This window comes from Maribacter algarum (ex Zhang et al. 2020), assembly GCF_005885635.1.
GTDB classification, from domain to species: Bacteria; Bacteroidota; Bacteroidia; order Flavobacteriales; family Flavobacteriaceae; genus Maribacter_C; species Maribacter_C algarum.
Genome location: NZ_VATY01000003.1, coordinates 440,058 through 460,552 on the forward strand (window position 1 = coordinate 440,058; position 20,495 = coordinate 460,552).

The following is a 20,495-nucleotide window of genomic DNA, read 5'->3' on the forward strand; positions in this document are numbered from 1 at the left end:
GACCTCGCTGAAGCGTGGAAAGACCTAAACCAAAAGTGCTATATGTTGTCGCTATTATTTAAGCTCAACTTCCGCTCCTGCTTCTTCTAAAGATTTTTTGATTCCTTCAGCTTCGTCTTTAGCAACACCTTCCTTAACGGCTTTTGGTGCGCTATCAACGATGTCTTTAGCATCTTTCAATCCTAAACCAGTCAATTCCTTAACCAATTTAACAACTGCTAATTTTGAACCACCAGCAGCAGTTAAAATTACGTCAAATTCTGACTTTTCCTCTGCGGCTTCTCCACCACCAGCGGCACCGCCACCAGCAGCAACAGCAACAGCAGCAGCTGCAGGCTCTATACCATACTCATCTTTTAATATATCAGCTAATTCATTAACCTCTTTTACGGTTAAGTTAACCAACTGTTCTGCGAAATCTTTTAAATCTGCCATTTTTACTATCGTTTAATAAATTTTTAAAATATAATTGTTTTTAGTGCGTACTATTCTTTTTCTGATAATGTTTTCAAAATTCCTGAAAGTTTACTACCACCAGATTTTAATCCGGAAATAACATTCTTAGCAGGAGATTGAAGTAATCCTATGATTTCTCCAATCATTTCTTCTTTAGACTTGATACTAACTAGTGTATCTAAGTTTTCATCACCAATATAAATTGCTTCCTCAACAAAGGCTCCTTTTAAAAGAGGCTTATCCGCTTTCTTTCTAAAGTTCTTTATTAATTTTGCAGGAGCATTTCCTACCTCAGCGAACATTAAAGAAGTATTTCCTTTCAACACTTCAGGAAGTTCACCAAATTCTTTATCAGAAGCTTCCATTGCTTTCGCAAGCAAGGTATTTTTAACTACCGCAAGCTTAACGTTTGCTTTGAAGCAAGCTCTTCTTAAATCAGAAGTGTTAAGAGCATCTAGGCCAGAAATATCCGCCAAGTAAATCGTAGAATTCTCCGCCAACTGCGTAGTTAAATCTTCTATAACCGTTGCTTTTTCTTCTCTTGTCATACTTATAACTTTTAACTACCGGTTATTAAATTGTCTTTGGATCTAACTGAACACTTGGACTCATGGTACTTGACATGAAAACGCTCTTCATGTAAACACCTTTAGATGATGTAGGCTTCAATTTGTTCAAAGTCTCTAATAACTCGCGTGCATTTCCAGCAATTTTGTCTGCCGAAAAAGATGCCTTACCAATTGCGGTATGAACTATACCTGTTTTATCTACTTTGAAATCAATCTTACCAGATTTGACATCAGATACTGCCTTCGCAACATCCATTGTAACCGTTCCTGTTTTTGGATTAGGCATCAATCCTCTTGGTCCTAAAACACGTCCTAAAGGTCCTAATTTACCCATTACACTTGGCATGGTGATGATAACATCAACATCTGTCCAACCGGCTTTAATTTTATCCAAATATTCTTGTAATCCAACAAAATCAGCACCAGCCTCTTTAGCCTCTGCTTCTTTATCTGGTGTTACCAAAGCCAAAACTTTTACATCTTTACCTGTTCCATGTGGAAGGGTAACAACCCCACGAACCATTTGATTAGCTTTTCTTGGATCTACACCCAAACGAACCGCTAAATCAACAGATGCGTCAAATTTTGTATTGGTTATCTCTTTTATCAAAGCGGAAGCTTCGTCCACAGAGTAAAGTTTATCTTTCTCTATTTTTGAATGAGCTTCTTTTTGCTTCTTCGTTAACTTTGCCATTTAAATTGCTTTATAAGATTTTAAAAAGGTCGTTTTCCGGCTACCTTCATACCCATTGAACGTGCAGTACCTGCAACCATACTCATAGCAGATTCAACAGTAAACGCATTAAGGTCTACCATTTTATCTTCAGCTATAGTCTTGATTTGATCCCAAGATACACTACCTAGTTTCACTCGGTTAGGTTCGCCAGATCCTTTTTTAATCTTAGCTGCTTCCATCAATTGAACTGCCGCTGGCGGTGTTTTTACAACGAAGTCAAACGACTTGTCTTTATAGACGGTGATAACAACTGGTAAAACCTTACCTGGTTTATCCTGCGTACGAGCATTAAACTGCTTACAGAACTCCATGATGTTAACGCCGGCAGCACCTAAGGCGGGTCCAACCGGTGGCGATGGATTCGCTGCACCTCCCCTAACTTGTAGTTTAACTACTTTACCTACTTCTTTTGCCATTGTTTAAAATTAAATTGAAAGTGTGTCAATTGGAAGCAACACAACTTTTAAATATGTAACAATTTCTTTAAATCTTTTCTACCTGCATATAGCTCAATTCCAATGGCGTTTTTCTTCCGAAAATCTTAACCATTACCTCAAGCTTACGCTTTTCTTCGTTGATCTTTTCAACAGTTCCGTTAAAACCATTGAAAGGTCCATCAATTACCTTAACTGTCTCGCCAAAGACAAATGGAATAGCAACACTATCCGTGTTCACTGCCAATTCATCTACTTTACCAAGCATTCTATTCACTTCAGACTTACGCAATGGAACAGGGTCACCTCCTTTGGTTTCACCTAAAAATCCAATTACGTTTGTAATGGAACGAATAATGTGAATCATTTCACCGCCCAAGTTTGCCTTTATCATTATATAACCAGGAAAATAAACTCTTTCCTTGTTAATCTTCTTTCCATTTCTAATCTGCACTACTTTTTCAGTAGGCACCAAAACATCCTCTAAATAGTCAGAAAAACCAAGACGGGATACCTCGCTTTCGATATATCCTTTGATTTTATTTTCTTGGCCGCTTACTGCTCTTACCACGTACCATTTTTTCTCCAATACTTCTGACATAGGACTTTGGCTTAGTTTAATACGTTATCGAAATATAGTTTGATCAATTCACTAAAAACGGTATCTACACCCCAGGTTGCAAGAGCAAAAAGGATAGAGAAAACAGCCACAACAACCATCAAGTTAGAAGATTCTGCTCTTGACGGCAACGTAACATTATTTCTCAGTTCCTCAACTGATTCTCTTATATATGTCAACATACTAATCTATTTTTTGGCACGGGAGGAGAGACTCGAACTCCCGACACCTGGTTTTGGAGACCAGTGCTCTACCAACTGAGCTACACCCGTTTATATTTACATTGAAAGGTATCCGCCTGTTGGCGGACACCCTTAATGTATATTACTTTAAAAAGATCTTAATCTAAAATCTTAGTAACCTGACCAGCACCTACTGTTCTACCACCTTCACGGATTGCAAAACGAAGTCCTTCGCTCAACGCAATTGGAGACAATAAATCAACAGTAATAGTAAGATTATCTCCAGGCATAACCATTTCAACTCCAGAAGGCAGATTGATAGTACCTGTAACATCCGTAGTTCTAACATAGAACTGTGGACGATAGTTATTATGGAATGGTGTATGACGACCACCTTCTTCTTTTTTCAAAATATAAACCTCAGCTTCAAATTTAGCATGTGGCTTAACAGAACCTGGCTTACAGATTACCATCCCTCTTTTGATATCAGACTTTTCAATACCTCTCAATAAGATACCTACGTTATCTCCAGCCTCACCTCTATCCAAAATCTTTCGGAACATCTCAACACCAGTTACAGTAGAAGCTAATTTCTCAGCACCCATCCCAATGATATCAACAGCATCACCTGTGTTGGCAACACCTGTTTCTATACGACCAGTTGCAACAGTACCACGACCAGTAATGGTAAATACATCTTCAACAGGCATTAAGAAATCTTTTTCAACATCTCTTTTTGGAAGTTCAATCCAAGCATCAACTTCTTCCATCAACTTCATTACTGTATCAACCCACTTTTGCTCACCGTTAAGTGCACCTAAAGCAGAACCAGCAACAACAGGTCCGTTGTCACCATCATACTCATAAAAAGAAAGTAATTCTCTGATTTCCATTTCAACAAGCTCTAAAAGCTCTTCATCATCAACCATGTCAACTTTGTTCATGAAAACAACAATTCTAGGAATACCAACCTGGCGACCTAAAAGGATGTGCTCACGAGTTTGTGGCATAGGACCATCGGTAGCAGCAACAACAAGAATAGCACCGTCCATTTGAGCAGCACCAGTAACCATGTTCTTAACGTAATCCGCGTGACCAGGACAATCAACGTGTGCATAGTGACGATTAGCAGTAGAGTACTCTACATGTGAAGTATTAATTGTAATACCTCTTTCTTTCTCCTCAGGAGCATTGTCAATAGATTCAAAACTTCTAAGTTCTGATAACCCTGCGTTTGCCAATACCGTAGTAATAGCTGCAGTCAATGTAGTTTTTCCGTGATCGACGTGTCCAATTGTACCAATATTTAAGTGCGGTTTGGAACGATCAAAAGTTTCCTTTGCCATTTTTAATGAATTTTAATCTTATGTTTATATTAGTGTGTGTACAAATTTGTCAACTAATAGAGCCAACGACGGGAATTGAACCCGTGACCTCTTCCTTACCAAGGAAACGCTCTACCCCTGAGCTACGTCGGCTTTTTGAGTTCGAGGTCAAAAAATATCAAACCTCTAGACCACAAACGCAAACTCATTTAGAGCGAGAGACCGGGTTCGAACCGGCGACATTCAGCTTGGAAGGCTGACGCTCTACCAACTGAGCTACTCTCGCATTTTTTTGAATCTCAAAAAATATTCTGAAATTCTTGGTTTATATTAAAGATGTGGGGAGAGCAGGATTCGAACCTGCGAAGACGTAGTCAGCAGATTTACAGTCTGCCCTCGTTGGCCGCTTGAGTATCTCCCCCTCTTTAAAATATATCAATATTGTTATGAACTTTCTCTCTAAAAGAGCCGATAGAGGGACTCGAACCCACGACCTGCTGATTACAAATCAGCTGCTCTAGCCAGCTGAGCTACATCGGCTTTTTAACTTTTTTACGCATAAAAAAGTCCGCTATTTCTAACGGACTGCAAATGTATATATTTATTTGTTTAAACAAAACAAAATATTGAAAATTTTAATCAACTATTTACTCGTAATTTTTCCTTTCTTTTTTTTAGTTTTCTTTCCAAAGAATTACAGGCCGAATCCACAGCTTCTTCAAAGGATTTACATTGTTTTTTAATTACAAATTTATCTCTAGGAATATTCAATTTTATTTCTGCAATTTTATTTTCTTTCGAACTCGTATTTTCAACTTTAAGATACACGTCTGAACTAATGACTTTATCATAAAATGTTTCCAACTTATCTAAACGATTTTGAACAAATTGGATAAGCTTAGTGTCGGCATTAAAATTTACTGATTGAGCGTTTACCTTCATACTTTGGGTTTTAAAAGTTAAACAATTAGAATAAAAGAAGAAAACCTATTTTTTACTCCTTGGATGCGAGGCCAGATGCACTTTTTTGAGTTCAGCAATACTATTATGAGTATAAACCTGAGTTGATGCTAAACTAGAATGTCCTAGCAATTCCTTAACTGAATTCAAGTCTGCTCCTTTATTGAGCAGATGTGTCGCAAAGGTGTGCCTCAAGATATGAGGACTCTTTTTTACTTTCGATGACACTTCACTAAGGTACTTATTTATTACTCTGTAGACAAGTGTTTCATAGATTTTAACCCCAGCTTTTGACAAGAAAACAAACCTTTCATCGAATAAGCCTTCTAAGTCTTTCCGTTTGTCGAAATAGGCTAGAAATAACTTTTTCGTAGAGACCAGCAGTGGTACAATTCGCTCTTTGTTTCTTTTGCCTAAAACTATAATTGTATTTCTGTCCAAATCTAAATCTGTTAGTTTCAGATTAATCAACTCTGCTCTACGGATTCCTGTTGTATAAAGAAGCTCAATAATCAACTTGTCGCGCCGTCCTTCAAAGTCATCTTCGAATGTAATCTGCTTTAAAACATTGTCCATTTCCATTTCAGAAAAAGGAACCTCAATCTTCTTAGATGTTTTTAAAGCTTTGTGCTTTGACAACGGATTCGAAGTAATCTTTTCTATTCTTTGTAAAAAACGATAGAAGGCTTTTAAAGAAGCAACCTTGCGATTTATGGTTCGATTTGAAATAGATGTATTCACTAAAGTAACTATCCAACTGCGAATTATAGAGTAATCAACAGTATCAATTTGGTCTAAATCATACTCCATCTCACAAAAAGAAGTAAACTCCTCAATATCCTTTTGATATGCCCTCACGGTATGAGCGGAGTAATTCTTTTCTAAGGACAAATAGGAAATGAAAGATTCAAGTGAAGACATATATCAAAGTTAGGAAAGTTTTGAGGGAAATAAACTCTTAAGGCAACATAAACAGATTCACAACTTCGTAGGAAGGATACCGAAAAATGATATAACAAAAAAAATCCCGCTATTAGCGGGATTTAAAATATCTAAAAATAAGAATATCAGAAAACTATATTTCTTCTTGATCTCTTAAACCTTGAATATATTGTGCTTTTTGAATTTGAGCTCTGCGAGCTACTGAAGGTTTTGTGAATGCTTGTCGCTTACGCAATTGACGCATTGTACCTGTTTTATCGAACTTTCGCTTGAAGCGCTTTAAAGCTCTATCGATGTTTTCTCCTTCTTTAATTGGTATTATTAACATGGGCTACAACCTCCTTTCTTTAGTGATTAGGGGTGCAAAGATAGAAACTAATTTACAACTGGCAACCAAATATGAATAAATATATTTAAAACTATTTTATAAAAAATGTGATTAGCTTTTAGGAGCCTTATATTCTTTTTTGTCTATGACAATTTTAGCTATGATCTCGCGAAGTATCTCTGAAGTCCCGCCCCCGATTGGTCCAAGACGACTATCACGAAGCAATCTAGCCATAGGATAATCTTCAATATAACCATAACCCCCTAAAAATTGTAAGCATTCATAGGCGACCTCATCTGCCATTTTAGTAGATCGCAGCTTTGATATCGTAGCTTCTTTCACAACATATTCACCCCGTTCCATTTTGTAGGCAACTGAATAGTTATACTCACGACAAATATCCATATCCGCATATAAATCAGCAATACGATGTCTTAAGGCCTGATATTGATTGATTTTTTTTCCAAAGGTTTCGCGTTCAGACATATATTGAAGTGCATATTCCAAAGCATAATCGGCTCTAGCATGCGCATTAATTCCCATTACCAAACGCTCAAGAGCAAAGGCTTCCATTATATAAGTAAAGCCTTTTCCTTCTTCGCCAAGAATATTGGCGGCAGGTACTGTAACATTATCAAAAGCTAATTCCGCAGTATCCGAAGCTCTCCAACCTAACTTATTAAGCTTGTTGGCTGAAACTCCTTCACTGTTTCTATCTACAACAAAAATTGTAATTCCCTTATTACCAGCAGAAGCATCTGTTTTCGCAGCAACAATCATATAGTCGCAATAAACCCCATTGGTAATAAAAGTTTTCGATCCATTTAAAAGATAGGCATGACCTTCTTTAATTGCCGTAGTACGCATACCTGCTACATCACTACCTCCGAATGGTTCACTCACACCCAAACAGCCTATTTTCTCACCTAAAACACTAGGCTCCAAATATTCTTTTCGTAAATGTTCCCCTGCATTTTTATTCAAGTGAGTCATCGCCAAATAAGCGTGGGCCCATATAGCAGCAGCGAAACCGCCTGAGTTTATCTTTTGCAATTCTTCTAGAAAAATAACGGTATAAAATAAATCTAAGCCCAAGCCTCCATCAGATTCCGGTGTAGCCAAACCAAAATACCCCATCTCTCCAAACTTCTTCCAGATAAAGGAATCGATAGTTCCTGTCTCCTCCCATTTTTCAATATGTGGGGAAACTTCTTTTTTTAAAAATTCTTTAAGGCTTTCTCTAAATAATTGATGTTCTTCAGTGAAGTACATGCTTTGCATAGCATTCTTTTTATAGGGACAAATATAATGCTATTCTATCAATCTTTTCCGAGGGTAAATCGAGAATATTTTCCAATTCGTTTAAGTTTGAAAAATTGCCATTAGCTTCCCGAAAAGACACAATTTCTAGCGCAATGGCATACTTTATATATACTAACGAGCTGATTTCATGTGCGGACGAAGTGTTGATATTGATTTTTTGAATCACTGGTTTGTTAAACACTTTAAATCTGGTCAAAGCCTGCTTTGCAATATTTGGTTCTAATCCGTAAACATCATACAATTGTTCGTCTACTAAAAACCCACCCAATCTATCTCGAAATTTTACGATTCTCGCAGATAACTTTTCGCCAATACCGTTTATTGCTTTTAAGTCTTCGGCAGTTGCGACATTTAGGTCCTTAATTTCAAAAGCCTTATCGTTAGATTTTGGTTTCCGTTCACTTCTTACTGAGTACTGCTCACTCTTTTTTGTCCATTCAGGAAACTTGAAGAAAGGAGCGAATGTCATTAACAAAGAATCTGAAACTTGAGTTACTTTCTGAAAGTCTTCAGGCGTGTTAATATACTTAGCTGTTGCACGAAAAGCATGTAGTCTATCGATTTCCTCAACGGACATTCCTAAAGTGTAACCTTTATAATCTGTGATGAAGTTAGGGTTGAATGGAAATACCTTAACCGTATCCTTCCGAAGTGAATTCTCCTTTAAAACATTAATCATCGCCTGCATTTTCATATCAGCGGTAAAAGAATTCGTTGATTTCTCTATAGGAAGAAATCGAAAAACAAAATACCCAACTTGGAGCAGAAGAATAATCAGGAGTAAATAGAAAATCCCACTTCGCTCCTGTTTGTTGAACCTGAAGTGGGATTTGAAGTTTTTCAAAAGGTTCTATTTATGATTTTTTAATCGCATCTAAATAACGATTAAGTTCCTTTTTAACTACAGGGAACAATATCATCAAACCAATCATATTTGGAAAGACCAATGCAAGTATCATAGCATCCGAAAAGGCAAATACAGCTCCCATCGAAGCGGAGGCACCAATTATAATAAATGCTATGAATAATACTTTGTAGCAGAGATCTGCTACTTTACTTCGACCGAATAAATATTTCCAAGATTGAAGTCCGTAATAAGACCAAGAAATCATAGTTGAAATCGCAAAAAGTAATACCGCAAGTGTCAAGACATAAGGAAACCAAGGAATAACCGATTGGAAAGCCATAGATGTCAAGGTAACACCGCCAACGTTAGCGCCATCAATCAATACTTGACCTGCGCCATCACCACCATATTCAAAAGCCCCACCACTGTTAAAGAAAATTATTACTAGCGCCGTCATTGTACAGATGACCACTGTATCGATAAAAGGCTCTAACAAAGCAACTATACCTTCACTAGCCGAGTATTTCGTTTTCACCGCTGAATGGGCAATTGCGGCTGAACCGGCACCAGCTTCATTAGAGAAAACTGCTCTTCTGAAACCTACTATTAGAACTCCGAATAAACCACCTAAGCCAGCTTCAGGTGTAAAAGCACCTTTAAATATAAGCCCGAAAGCATCATCGATATAAGAGAAGTTTGCGAAAATTACAATCAAGCAAGCTATTGCATAAATAGCTGCCATAAAAGGAACAATTTTCTCTGTTACCTGGGCAATTCTTTTAATACCACCAATAATAACTATTCCGACAACGATTGCGAGTACTATACCTATAATGAAACCTGAAGAACCACCTTCTAGACCCATCATACCTATTAATTGTTCTGCGGCTTGGTTGGATTGCACAGCATTACCTCCTCCAAAAGAAGCACCAACACAAAGCACTGCAAAAACTATAGCAAGAACCTTACCTAAACCGGTGAAACCTCTTTCCTTTAAACCTCGTGACAGATAGTACATAGGACCGCCGTAAACGGTACCATCATCACCTACATCTCTATATTGAACACCCAAAGTACATTCTACAAATTTTGTAGACATACTTAGCAATCCACAAAGAATCATCCAAAACGTAGCACCAGGTCCTCCAATTGCAATCGCTAATGCCACACCTGCAATGTTTCCTAAACCTACAGTACCAGAAACTGCGGTTGCCAAGGCCTGAAAATGACTTACTTCGCCTTCTTCACTTTCATCACGTATGGTATCGGGCAAATCGCCATCTACAATGTTGACTTCAGCTTTTTCGACTCCATGACCCTCTGGAGATTCAACATCATCATACTTTCCGCGAACGACATTAATTGCCAACGGAAATTTTCGAATATTTATAAATCCAAAATAGATGGTGAAAAAAGTAGCCCCTAATACAAGAATAATAACTACAAGAGGAATGCCAGTGCCCGGCACTTGCCAAAAAACAATACCTTCCCAAACTGCAGTAATGGGCTCGAACCAAGCATTAATTCTTTCATCGAGTCCCATTTCTGAGGTCTCTTGAGCAATACTAATAAAAGGGGTAAACAACAATGTAAAAAGGGTAAGAAGTTTATACTTCATAATTTGAAAGTTTGGTTTAGTTTACAGCCTGTTTGATTCTTAGGCAATTTTGAAAGGCAACAATATCATAAAAATAAGCAACACAATCAAACAATAGTGTTAAATTAACTTAGTCGATATGAAACATCTCGTTCAGTTTCTTAATCTGCTCGGGTCTTCCGAGAACAATTACTTTACTCTTTGGCTGAAGCTCTAAATCAGCTTCGGGATTAATGATGTAATCACCGTCGGGAGCGATATAGCCAATGATTGTACATCCGGTTTTTTGTCTCAGGTCTAAATCTCTGATTGAACTGCAATCTATCTGATCTGCAAAATCTTCTATAGCCACTTCCTCTAGATTTGTAGTATGCTCTCCTTCCATCGAAAGTTTGTCCATAAAAGTAATTAAATCAGGCATTACCACTAAAGAAGCCATATGGTCTCCTCCTATTTTATCAGGCATAATGACTTTGTTGGCGCCCGCCAAAAATAGTTTTTTCTGTGATGTCGCAAGGGAAGCCCTGCTAATTATAAATAGCTTTTGATTCAATTGCCGTGCAGAAAGCACCACAAACAAATTCGCCGCATCATCGGGCATTGCAGCAATTAGATATTGTGCTTTATCAATACCTGCTTCCTTCAATACTTCGTCATCGCTCGCATCTCCTTCTATAAACCAAGTATCATTTTCATATTTTTCAACAACATCTCTATTCTTTTCAATTACCACAAAAGGTCTATTATAAGCATTTAAGCGCTCTGCAGCTTGCATTCCATTACGACCGTAACCGCAAACTACAACATGATTCGATAAGCTTTTGATTTTATTTTTCACTCTTTTCTTTTTTAAAAGTTGAAGGGAATTTCTTCCTAAAAGATATTCGGTTAGTACAGCGATTGCAAAACCAAGTATGAAAACACTGGCTAAAATTAAAAATACTGTAAAAATTTTAGCTGTATCGTCTAATGGCTGGACTTCCTTGAAGCCAACGGTAGCCATAGTGATTACCGTCATATAAAGCGCATCGGTCCATGTATAATCTGCCAAAAATCGATACCCTAAAACACCAATAAGCACAACTGCATGTAGCAGAATTATGGCAAGGTATATTTTAGACCGGGAAAGTTTAATCATTTTTATAGGTCAAAAACAGAAGTTCTTTTGGTGTAAATAAGGTCTTTGATTTTCAACCAAAATGCTAGAAACAAATAAAGCGCGAAACCAAAACCAATGGTTACAAACGTAAGATAAATAAATGATGTTCTGACAACGCGAGCCCGAATACCCAAACGTTCGGCAATTCGCCGACATACTTCGAAACCGCGCTTTTGAAAGTAATAAAGTAGAGTGTAGAACAAGTTCACAGGCTAAAATTAAACATTTCCCTGTAATAACGTATTACCTACCGCACATTCCAAGCATTTATTCTTGGTACAGTATTCCGTGTATAGTTGAAGTATGGCCTGAGTATCTCTTGCATTTTTAACTGTAACCCCATGATTTTTGAAGTTGGAAATGATGGAATTATCTTCCCTTTTAATATTAGAAATAATGCTGATAATAGATTCGTTAGGATCCTTCCCTAGGTGCCTTGCATAGCAAAATTTTAGAGGTAGAACGGAGTTAATTATCAATAAATCAATGAACTTCTTTGTTAGTCTTTTGGGACTTTTTTTGGAGGACTTTCCAAAAGTAAAATGATTATCCCAGTAGATATTTGCAGAAATATCAAAAAGTGAATACAACTCATCAATGGAATGGGCATGGATTACTTTATTAAATACGTTTTGATGTACCGCATATAACTTCGCCAATTGAGAAAGCCGAATAGTGGGAAAATTAGGCGGTCGCAGCTTAAAGAACTCGGGTTTTATGACCCCCTCATTCTTTAAATCAAATTTATGCTGTGCATATTGGTATTCTTTTTTTAATTGAATGTAGTAGGTATCTAAAATAGTTTCATCATTCAGTAAATGTGCCATTCCGAAGAAAACACTTTCCAATTGGAGCACGTCGGATTGTAATTTTCGAACCACTGAAAAATCCAAAGCATATGATAGACTTAAAAAAGCTTCTCCGTTGGTTTTAAGCCCAAAGTTCTTTAAAAGTAGTGAAAACAAAACCTGCTCCCAGTTATTTTTTGAATTCTTTAAGAGCGAAAGAACGAATTCTGATTTTCGTTCTAGCCTTTCAAAGAATAGTCGTTCGATCCAATTTTGAAATACAAAGGAATCGACTTGAGCGATATCCTTTTCACAATTGACAAAGGTTTTTTGCCTTTTATCAAATAGGTTTTTATAAGCCATTAGTAATTCCCTAGAAATGTAATTTTTCAATTCCAAGGTGGGGATTTCAGAATTATCCTTTCTGAAAACGGTAGCATCATCCTCCCAAACCACATGTAAAATGACATTGTCGTAATTAGAATCTTCTTCGTGTTTATGTAAATACCAATCAGATGCTTTGATATGTATTTCAACGTTTCCGGCCCATAGCTGGTTTGCGATATTAGCTTTTGCGTTAAAAAAATCAGGACCTGCCAAGTGGTTGTGTAAACCCACATCAATTAAAACAATAGATTGGCCACTTGTAGTTAGCAAATCTGTAAGTTGCAGTTTTTTGTATTTCCAAATGAAATGAAGAAGGTCTTCGCGCACGAAAATTAAGGTTATTGTTTCGCACTAAAGTAAAAGAAAAAATAAATGTAGGAAAAAACTGTATTTTAAATATTGTTATTCAGCTACTTCACCTTCCCAATTCATAAAACCCCCTTCAAGGTTATAGGCATTTTCAAAGCCAACGCTGTTCATGATTGCACAAGCCTGACCACTTCTACCGCCTGAACGACAATAAACATAGTAGTTTTTCGACTTGTCCAATTTTTCAAGTTCGTCTAAAAAACCCTGACCTAGATGTATATCTATATTGTTCATATTAGGTATATGACCTTCTGCCACCTCATCTTCAGTGCGAACGTCTAGTATAAATGAATTCTCATCTTTTGCCAATTGAGCTACCCATTCTTCTTGCGATAAATCTGCCATAAAATATTATTTTATTATCTCTTTCAAAATTACAATTTCCGTACCAAATTCATCCTATCTTTTTTAACAAAACTTTATTCAATTATTATTTTGAGGAGTGAAAATTACTTATACATTTGTATATACAATTGTTGTAATAACATGAATGTTGAGCAAATCATAAAAACGGAAAAGAAAATCCCACTAGAAAGACGAACGATTATTCATTTTATGTTGGTCAACAATAAAATCAATGAGTCTATTTCAAAAGCTTTAAAACCTTTTGATGTTTCACTGCAACAATTCAATGTATTGCGAATTCTAAGGGGACAAAACGAAAAACCAGCCAATCTTTCTACTTTAAATGAAAGAATGGTCACTAAAATGAGTAATACAACACGTCTTGTAGATAAGCTGATTCTAAAGGGCTTCGTAGATAGAATTATTTGTCCTTCAAACAGAAGAAAAGTAGAAATCAGTATTACCACAGAAGGGAGAAATATTCTAAAAAAGATAGACTCTGCTATGATCAAAGCCGAAAAGTCAATTTTAGAAAACATATCTAAGAAAGAATTGGAACAACTAAACACATTGTTAAATAAATTTTAAAATAGAAACACTAATTATTCATTACATTTAAATTAAAATCATGAAAAAAGGAGTATTAAGTTTAGCATTCGCATTGGTATTTGGATTTACTGCAACCGCTACAGGGCCTATAGTAGAGGAAAAGAAAGAAGTGAACACTGAAACCAGTAAAGTAACCTGGAAAGCCTATAAAGTAACAGGTTCTCATTACGGAAGTATCGCATTGAAATCCGGTGCACTTATGTTTGATGAAGGTAAATTAACAGGTGGAGAATTCACCGTTGATATGGCAACCATCAATACCGAAGATTTGGAAGGTGAGTCCAAAGGAAAATTAGATGGTCATCTAAATTCAGCCGATTTCTTTGACACAGCTAATCATTCAACCTCTTCGCTGAAGTTTACAGGGGTAGAAGCTTCTGGAAAGAACTCATATAAAGTTACAGGCGACTTGACCATTAAAGGTATCACCAAAGCGGTCACCTTCGACGTATCGGTTTATGGAAGCAAGGCGACGGCAACTTTAAAAGTAGACAGAACAAATTACGACGTAAAATACGGTTCAACTCTTTTTGGTGCGGCCGCAGACAAAGCTATCTATGACGAGTTTGACCTTGTTGTAGATTTAGAATTTTAACTAGACTTAACCTCACAGTTAAGCAGCCTGCATTTGTAACGAGTGCAGGCTTTTTTGTTTTTATTCCAAACCATATTGGTGATTATAAAAATGATTTCTATATTTGGACCAATGAAAAAAAGAAACAGAAATACTTGGTGGTGGAACAACTCTCGACAGATATCGTGAGCTAAGCATCATTGTAGTAAAACTATATAAGGCTTGTCATCACGACAAGCCTTACTCATTTTATAGAATCACATGAAATTTAATTTAACATCACACCACAAGAAAATTCTAGCGGATACTATCACGCCCGTCAGTGTATACTTGAAAATCAGAGACCGTTTTCCAAATAGTATTCTTCTTGAAAGTAGCGACTATCATGCGAACGACAATAGTTTTTCCTATATCTGCTGCAATCCAATTGCTTCAATAAAAGTAGAGAATGAAATGGTTACTCAGCAATTTCCTGATGGTTCTTCGGATGAAATTCAAATTGAAGATCAAACCAATGTGGTAGATATTATTCACAATTTTAGTCAACGATTTGATAGTGGAAAAGGTGATTTTAAATTCATTGATAACGGACTTTTCGGTTATATGTCCTATGACGCCGTCCGATATTATGAAGATGTGAAGCTTTCAAAGAAAGAGAATTCGGTTAAGATTCCGGATATTTATTATGCCGTTTATCAAAACATAATCGCGATTAATCATTTTAAAAATGAGGCGTATATTTTTGCGCATTGTTTTGAATCTGAAAATAACATTTCGGATATCGAGCAGATTCTAAATGTCAAGAATTTTGCATCTTATAATTTTTCTTTGGATGGAAATAAAACTTCCAATCTGAAGGATGAAGAATACAAAGAACATGTAGAACTGGCCAAGAAGCATTGTCAACGCGGAGATGTATTTCAATTGGTGCTCTCCCGCAGGTTTTCCCAAGGGTTTAAGGGCGATGAGTTCAATGTATATCGGGCATTGCGTTCTATAAATCCATCACCATACTTGTTTTACTTTGATTACGGGGATTTTAAAATCTTCGGAAGTTCTCCCGAGGCACAACTTATTGTCAAAGAGGGAATCGCTGAAATCCATCCTATCGCCGGGACTTTCAAGCGTACCGGAAACGATGAACAAGATGCCATCCTCGCCAAACAATTGACTGAAGATGACAAAGAAAACAGTGAGCATGTAATGTTAGTGGATTTGGCACGTAACGATTTAAGTCGCAACGGAAGCATGGTCGAAGTAACGAACTATAGAGAAGTGCAGTTCTTCTCCCATGTCATACATCTAGTTTCGAAAGTTACCGGAAAAAAGAAGAAGGCCATTCCCACAATGAAAGTTGTGGCCGATACTTTCCCTGCCGGAACATTAAGCGGTGCACCAAAACATATGGCAATGCAGCTCATTGAAAAATACGAAAAAACAAGTCGAGGTTATTATGGCGGCGCCATCGGGTTCATGGATTTCAAAGGAAATTTCAATCATGCGATTATGATTCGAACCTTTCTCAGTAAAAATCATGAATTACACTATCAGGCTGGTGCAGGTTTAGTGGCTGCTTCCGATGCTGATGACGAATTGCAAGAAACCTATAACAAACTAGGTGCTTTGACAAAAGCCCTTGAAATTGCTGAAACGATTTAAGATGAAGAAGATATTAGTTATAGACAACTACGATAGTTTCACGTATAATCTAGTCCATTATTTAGAGGATTTAGATTGTGAAGTAATCGTGAAACGAAACGACCAATTGACTTTAGATGAAGTCGATGCCTTCGATAAAATCGTACTCTCCCCCGGACCCGGAATTCCCGATGAGGCCGGACTTCTGAAGGAAATCATTGCAAGATATGCACCAACTAAAAGTATTTTTGGCGTCTGTTTAGGACAACAAGCGATTGGAGAAGTTTTTGGTGGTTCATTGATAAATTTAGATGAAGTTTATCATGGTATCGCAACGAAAATAAACATCGTAAATGATGACATTTTGTTTGAAGGAATGCCCAAGGAAATCGAAGTAGGCAGATACCATTCATGGGTCGTAAATCCAGAGCTTCCTGAAGTTTTGGAAGCCACATCTTTCGACGAAAACGGACAAGTAATGTCTCTTCGCCATAAAGAATACGATGTCTGCGCGGTACAATTTCATCCCGAGTCTGTTTTGACTCCTGAAGGAAAAAAGATTCTTGAAAACTGGTTAAAAAAATGAAACAGACTTTAAACAAACTAATCAATCATGACATCCTCTCAAAAGAAGATGCTAAACAGATTTTGGTCAATATAGCCAAAGGTGATTACAACACAAGTCAAATTGCGGCCTTTCTTACTGTTTATATGATGCGAAGCATCACCATTGAAGAATTGGAAGGCTTTCGTGATGCTCTCTTGGAATTGTGCCTAGCTGTCGATTTATCAGCCTATAACCCTATAGATTTATGTGGTACGGGTGGTGATGGAAAAGACACTTTTAATATTTCAACTTTAGCTTCCTTTGTAACAGCTGGCGCAGGTGTGAAAGTAACCAAACATGGTAATTACGGAGTTTCCTCAAAATGTGGAAGCAGTAATGTAATGGAATTCCTGGGAATCAAATTCAGTAATGAAGCGGATTTTTTAGAGAAGTCCATTGATGAGGCGGGAATTTGCGTTTTGCACGCTCCCCTATTCCATCCAGCAATGAAAAATGTGGCACCAATTCGTAGAGAATTAGGCGTAAAGACTTTTTTCAATATGTTGGGTCCGATGGTAAATCCTGCCTTTCCTAAGAATCAGATGGTGGGCGTTTTTAACTTAGAGTTGGCCCGTATGTATGGTTATCTCTATCAAAACACCAATAAAAATTTTACAGTGCTGCATGCATTAGACGGTTATGATGAAATATCCTTGACAGGAAATACAAAAACGATTTCCAACAATTCTGAAGGAATGATTAGCCCTTCCGATTTCGGAGTTCCATCCATCGAACAATCGGAAATTGTTGGCGGAGATAGCATTGAAGAATCCGCCCAAATTTTCATGAATGTTTTGCAGGGTAAAGGCACTGAAGCGCAAAATAATGTGGTTTGTGCTAACGCGGGAGTTGCAATCTCAACGGTCGAGAACAATAGTTTGAAAAATGGCTTTGAAAAAGCTAAGGAGTCTCTTTTAAATGGCAATGGACTGAAAGCTCTTCGGAAACTCCAAGAATTAAGCAAATGAACATTCTAGACAAAATAGTAGCGGACAAATACAAAGAAGTTGATTTGAAAAAATCACTAATCCCTATACAACAATTGGAGTCTTCTGTCTTGTTCGGTAGAGAAACTTTCTCTTTGGCCAATTCTTTACGCAATAGCCAAACAGGAATTATCGCTGAACATAAAAGACGCTCTCCATCTAAAGGGACGATCAACCAAAATACCAATGTAGGACAAGTAGCTAAAGGCTATCAAAAAGCGGGAGTATGCGGTATGAGCGTTTTAACCGACATCAAGTATTTTGGGGGCTCATTGGAAGATTTACAGCTGGCCAGAGCTTCCGTTGATATGCCTTTACTGCGTAAAGAATTTATCATTGATGAATATCAAATTTTAGAAGCGAAAGCCCATGGGGCGGATGTAATTTTACTAATAGCTGCGGTTTTATCCAAAGAAGAAATCAAGACCTTCTCTGAACTCGCGAAAAGCCTGAATCTAAACGTATTACTGGAAGTTCATAATAAAGAGGAGTTACATAAATCTATTATGCCAAGTTTAGACTTGTTGGGTGTGAATAATCGAAACCTAAAGACTTTCGAAGTGAGTTTGGAAACAAGCAAAACACTTTCGAAATTGATTCCTGATGATTTTGTAAAGGTTTCTGAAAGCGGCATCAGCTCTATCGAAGCAATTAAAGATTTGAAACCATATGGTTATCAAGGGTTTTTGATTGGAGAAAACTTTATGAAGACAGATAATCCAGGAAAAAGTGCCCTAGAATTCATTCAAAAATTAAAGTGACGAATGGACTATTATTATACCAACAAGGACGAAATGCCGATCACCAAAAATTTGGCAGAGCTAAAGCTCAAAGTCTGCGGTATGAATAAAAATACCTCCGACGTTGCTGCCTTGCGACCCGATTATTTAGGATTTATTTTTTGGGAACCTTCCAAACGCTTTTTTCAAGGAGATTTACCCTCGATACCGCATGGCGTAAAGAAGGTTGGTGTTTTTGTAGACGAAAGAATAGTGGTGATTGCAGAAAAAGTAAAGAAGTATGGTTTGTTGTTAGTACAACTTCATGGAAATGAAAGTCCTGCTTTTTGCGACCAACTAAAGAAGCAAATTCCACAAATTAAAATCATCAAAGTATTTTCAATCAAAGATGATTTCGACTTTGGTCAGTTGAAGCATTTCGAAGATGTTTGTGATTTCTATTTGTTTGATACCAAAGGAAAGCTTCCGGGAGGAAATGGCTATGTCTTTAATTGGGAAGTATTGAAAGATTATCCCTCTACAAAACCTTATTTCTTAAGCGGAGGTATAGGATTAGAAGAAACAGATTCCATCAAAGAATTTATGAAACGACCTGAAGCCCAGTATTGTCATGTTATCGACGTGAACAGCAAATTTGAAGATGAACCAGGGTTGAAGAATATTGAAAAATTGAAAGAATTTAAAAAGACCTTAGGTCAGAGTTGAACAGATTCCTGCCTTCGCAGGAATGAAAATAAATTGTTATGTACCACGCAGACGAAAAAGGATATTACGGAGAATTTGGTGGCGCTTTTATTCCAGAAATGCTCTATCCAAATGTAGAAGAGTTACGGCAAAAATATTTGGATGTCATGTACGAAGAATCCTTTAAAAAGGAATTCAATCAACTACTCAAAGATTATGTAGGACGACCTTCTCCACTCTATTTTGCAAAAAGACTATCTGAAAAGCATGGATGCAAAATCTATTTAAAACGAGAAGATTTAAATCATACCGGAGCGCATAAAGTGAACAATACCATTGGTCAGATTCTAATGGCTCAAAAATTGGGAAAAACAAGAATTATTGCTGAAACTGGTGCTGGTCAACATGGTGTCGCCACGGCAACAGTTTGTGCCCTCATGGGTATGGAATGTATTGTCTACATGGGGGAAATCGATATTGCTCGTCAAGCACCCAATGTAGCGCGAATGAAGATGCTAGGAGCCAAGGTACGACCAGCATTTTCAGGGAGTCGTACCCTCAAAGACGCTACTAATGAAGCCATTCGCGACTGGATAAATAATCCCGTGGATACACATTATATCATTGGTTCAGCCATTGGCCCACACCCCTACCCTGATATGGTGACGCGTTTTCAGTCTGTTATCTCTGAAGAAATAAAATGGCAATTGAAAGAAAAAGAAGGACGTGAAAATCCAGATTATGTGGTTGCTTGTATTGGCGGAGGAAGTAATGCCGCAGGGACCTATTATCATTTTTTAGACGAACCCGAAGTTGGTATTATTGCAGTTGAAGCTGCTGGTAAAGGAGTTGAAACAGGCGAAAGTGCAGCTACTTCCGCTTTAGGAAAAGTCGGTATTATACATGGCTGTAAAACCATGTTGATGCAAACTGCTGATGGGCAGATTACAGAACCGTATTCCATCTCTGCAGGATTGGATTACCCAGGCGTCGGACCCATGCACTCGCATTTGCATAAGTCTGGCAGAGCGGAATTCTATTCTGCGACAGATGATGAAGCCATGACTGCAGGACTAGAACTTTCACAATTAGAAGGAATTATTCCGGCGATTGAAACCGGACATGCATTTGCCATTTTTGACCACAAGAAATTCAAACCGGATGACGTAGTGGTTATTAGTCTTTCAGGGCGTGGGGATAAGGACCTCAACACCTACATTGACTATTTCGGGTTAAAATAATTTTTCATTCCCGCGAAGGCGGGAATCCCTCGAAGCAAGCAGAATGCTTA

The 20,495-nt window shown here is 37.4% G+C and carries 25 protein-coding genes and 5 tRNA genes; 8 read left to right on the forward strand and 22 right to left on the reverse strand.

Annotation, left to right across the window (positions count from 1 at the left end):
- Window positions 1-54: 54 nt before the first annotated feature.
- From rplL to FEE95_RS15595, 22 genes are all read right to left on the reverse strand, one after another.
- Window positions 55-435 carry a 50S ribosomal protein L7/L12 gene (gene rplL / locus FEE95_RS15490; RefSeq protein ID WP_138658906.1) on the reverse strand — a complete coding sequence of 127 codons (381 nt, stop codon included), beginning with the start codon at window positions 433-435 and terminating at the stop codon, window positions 55-57.
- A gap of 50 nt (window positions 436-485) precedes the next feature.
- On the reverse strand, window positions 486-1,004 hold the full coding sequence (gene rplJ / locus FEE95_RS15495; protein ID WP_138658907.1) for a 50S ribosomal protein L10: 519 nt from the start codon (window positions 1,002-1,004) through the stop codon (window positions 486-488).
- A 25-nt stretch (window positions 1,005-1,029) separates the two neighbouring features.
- Entirely contained in the window at window positions 1,030-1,719 is a 690-nt protein-coding gene (rplA, locus tag FEE95_RS15500) for a 50S ribosomal protein L1 (protein WP_138658908.1), read from the reverse strand.
- A gap of 20 nt (window positions 1,720-1,739) precedes the next feature.
- Window positions 1,740-2,177: a 50S ribosomal protein L11 gene (gene rplK, locus FEE95_RS15505; protein ID WP_138658909.1), complete on the reverse strand. Its 438-nt coding sequence runs from the start codon at window positions 2,175-2,177 to the stop codon at window positions 1,740-1,742.
- Window positions 2,178-2,244: 67 nt separating this feature from the next.
- Window positions 2,245-2,796: a transcription termination/antitermination protein NusG gene (gene nusG, locus FEE95_RS15510; RefSeq protein ID WP_138658910.1), complete on the reverse strand. Its 552-nt coding sequence runs from the start codon at window positions 2,794-2,796 to the stop codon at window positions 2,245-2,247.
- 11 nt (window positions 2,797-2,807) lie between these two features.
- Window positions 2,808-2,996, reverse strand: coding sequence for a preprotein translocase subunit SecE (secE, locus tag FEE95_RS15515; protein WP_138658911.1), 189 nt, complete (start codon window positions 2,994-2,996; stop codon window positions 2,808-2,810).
- Between the two features lie 14 nt (window positions 2,997-3,010).
- A tRNA-Trp gene (locus FEE95_RS15520) sits at window positions 3,011-3,086 on the reverse strand.
- Between the two features lie 68 nt (window positions 3,087-3,154).
- Window positions 3,155-4,342 carry an elongation factor Tu gene (gene tuf / locus FEE95_RS15525; protein ID WP_138658912.1) on the reverse strand — a complete coding sequence of 396 codons (1,188 nt, stop codon included), beginning with the start codon at window positions 4,340-4,342 and terminating at the stop codon, window positions 3,155-3,157.
- Between the two features lie 60 nt (window positions 4,343-4,402).
- Window positions 4,403-4,474 (reverse strand) — tRNA-Thr (locus FEE95_RS15530).
- Window positions 4,475-4,534: 60 nt separating this feature from the next.
- A tRNA-Gly gene (locus FEE95_RS15535) sits at window positions 4,535-4,607 on the reverse strand.
- Between the two features lie 53 nt (window positions 4,608-4,660).
- Window positions 4,661-4,742: transfer RNA gene (locus FEE95_RS15540), tRNA-Tyr, on the reverse strand.
- 45 nt (window positions 4,743-4,787) lie between these two features.
- Window positions 4,788-4,861, reverse strand: a tRNA-Thr gene (locus tag FEE95_RS15545).
- Between the two features lie 99 nt (window positions 4,862-4,960).
- Entirely contained in the window at window positions 4,961-5,263 is a 303-nt protein-coding gene (gene hpf, locus FEE95_RS15550) for a ribosome hibernation-promoting factor, HPF/YfiA family (protein WP_138658913.1), read from the reverse strand.
- Window positions 5,264-5,308: 45 nt separating this feature from the next.
- Window positions 5,309-6,202 carry a tyrosine-type recombinase/integrase gene (locus tag FEE95_RS15555; protein ID WP_138658914.1) on the reverse strand — a complete coding sequence of 298 codons (894 nt, stop codon included), beginning with the start codon at window positions 6,200-6,202 and terminating at the stop codon, window positions 5,309-5,311.
- Between the two features lie 154 nt (window positions 6,203-6,356).
- Window positions 6,357-6,551, reverse strand: coding sequence for a 30S ribosomal protein S21 (gene rpsU / locus FEE95_RS15560; RefSeq protein WP_138658915.1), 195 nt, complete (start codon window positions 6,549-6,551; stop codon window positions 6,357-6,359).
- 111 nt (window positions 6,552-6,662) lie between these two features.
- Entirely contained in the window at window positions 6,663-7,832 is a 1,170-nt protein-coding gene (locus FEE95_RS15565) for an acyl-CoA dehydrogenase family protein (protein WP_138658916.1), read from the reverse strand.
- Window positions 7,833-7,842: 10 nt separating this feature from the next.
- Window positions 7,843-8,718 (reverse strand): ComEA family DNA-binding protein, encoded by an 876-nt coding sequence (locus FEE95_RS15570; protein WP_138658917.1) that lies wholly within the window; start codon window positions 8,716-8,718, stop codon window positions 7,843-7,845.
- A 10-nt stretch (window positions 8,719-8,728) separates the two neighbouring features.
- Window positions 8,729-10,339, reverse strand: coding sequence for an alanine/glycine:cation symporter family protein (locus FEE95_RS15575; RefSeq protein ID WP_138658918.1), 1,611 nt, complete (start codon window positions 10,337-10,339; stop codon window positions 8,729-8,731).
- Between the two features lie 109 nt (window positions 10,340-10,448).
- Window positions 10,449-11,456 carry a potassium channel family protein gene (locus FEE95_RS15580; protein ID WP_138658919.1) on the reverse strand — a complete coding sequence of 336 codons (1,008 nt, stop codon included), beginning with the start codon at window positions 11,454-11,456 and terminating at the stop codon, window positions 10,449-10,451.
- 2 nt (window positions 11,457-11,458) lie between these two features.
- Window positions 11,459-11,686 carry a PspC domain-containing protein gene (locus FEE95_RS22340; RefSeq protein WP_138658920.1) on the reverse strand — a complete coding sequence of 76 codons (228 nt, stop codon included), beginning with the start codon at window positions 11,684-11,686 and terminating at the stop codon, window positions 11,459-11,461.
- Window positions 11,687-11,695: 9 nt separating this feature from the next.
- The gene (locus FEE95_RS15590; RefSeq protein WP_138658921.1) at window positions 11,696-12,979 is read right to left on the reverse strand and encodes a DUF2851 family protein; all 1,284 of its coding nucleotides are present in this window, start codon (window positions 12,977-12,979) and stop codon (window positions 11,696-11,698) included.
- 75 nt (window positions 12,980-13,054) lie between these two features.
- A complete protein-coding gene (locus FEE95_RS15595) occupies window positions 13,055-13,366 on the reverse strand; it encodes a rhodanese-like domain-containing protein (protein ID WP_138658922.1) in 312 nt (103 codons plus the stop codon).
- A gap of 141 nt (window positions 13,367-13,507) precedes the next feature.
- Here FEE95_RS15595 and FEE95_RS15600 point away from each other — a divergent pair, with 141 nt between their 5' ends.
- The 8 genes from FEE95_RS15600 to trpB all read left to right on the forward strand — a co-directional run bounded on the left by FEE95_RS15600 (window position 13,508) and on the right by trpB (window position 20,445).
- On the forward strand, window positions 13,508-13,954 hold the full coding sequence (locus FEE95_RS15600) for a MarR family winged helix-turn-helix transcriptional regulator (RefSeq protein WP_138658923.1): 447 nt from the start codon (window positions 13,508-13,510) through the stop codon (window positions 13,952-13,954).
- A 40-nt stretch (window positions 13,955-13,994) separates the two neighbouring features.
- Window positions 13,995-14,570: a YceI family protein gene (locus tag FEE95_RS15605; protein ID WP_138658924.1), complete on the forward strand. Its 576-nt coding sequence runs from the start codon at window positions 13,995-13,997 to the stop codon at window positions 14,568-14,570.
- A gap of 240 nt (window positions 14,571-14,810) precedes the next feature.
- On the forward strand, window positions 14,811-16,208 hold the full coding sequence (locus FEE95_RS15610; protein ID WP_138658925.1) for an anthranilate synthase component I family protein: 1,398 nt from the start codon (window positions 14,811-14,813) through the stop codon (window positions 16,206-16,208).
- 1 nt (window position 16,209) lies between these two features.
- The gene (locus FEE95_RS15615) at window positions 16,210-16,773 is read left to right on the forward strand and encodes an anthranilate synthase component II (protein ID WP_138658926.1); all 564 of its coding nucleotides are present in this window, start codon (window positions 16,210-16,212) and stop codon (window positions 16,771-16,773) included.
- A complete protein-coding gene (gene trpD, locus FEE95_RS15620) occupies window positions 16,770-17,762 on the forward strand; it encodes an anthranilate phosphoribosyltransferase (RefSeq protein WP_138658927.1) in 993 nt (330 codons plus the stop codon). The genes FEE95_RS15615 and trpD overlap by 4 nt, the downstream gene beginning before the upstream one ends.
- Complete coding sequence (gene trpC, locus FEE95_RS15625; protein ID WP_138658928.1) at window positions 17,759-18,541, forward strand: indole-3-glycerol phosphate synthase TrpC; 783 nt, start codon at window positions 17,759-17,761, stop codon at window positions 18,539-18,541. Before trpD ends, trpC begins: the two co-directional genes overlap by 4 nt.
- A gap of 3 nt (window positions 18,542-18,544) precedes the next feature.
- Window positions 18,545-19,225, forward strand: coding sequence for a phosphoribosylanthranilate isomerase (locus FEE95_RS15630; RefSeq protein WP_238474596.1), 681 nt, complete (start codon window positions 18,545-18,547; stop codon window positions 19,223-19,225).
- A gap of 38 nt (window positions 19,226-19,263) precedes the next feature.
- Window positions 19,264-20,445: a tryptophan synthase subunit beta gene (gene trpB / locus FEE95_RS15635; RefSeq protein ID WP_138658929.1), complete on the forward strand. Its 1,182-nt coding sequence runs from the start codon at window positions 19,264-19,266 to the stop codon at window positions 20,443-20,445.
- Window positions 20,446-20,495 lie beyond the last annotated feature (50 nt).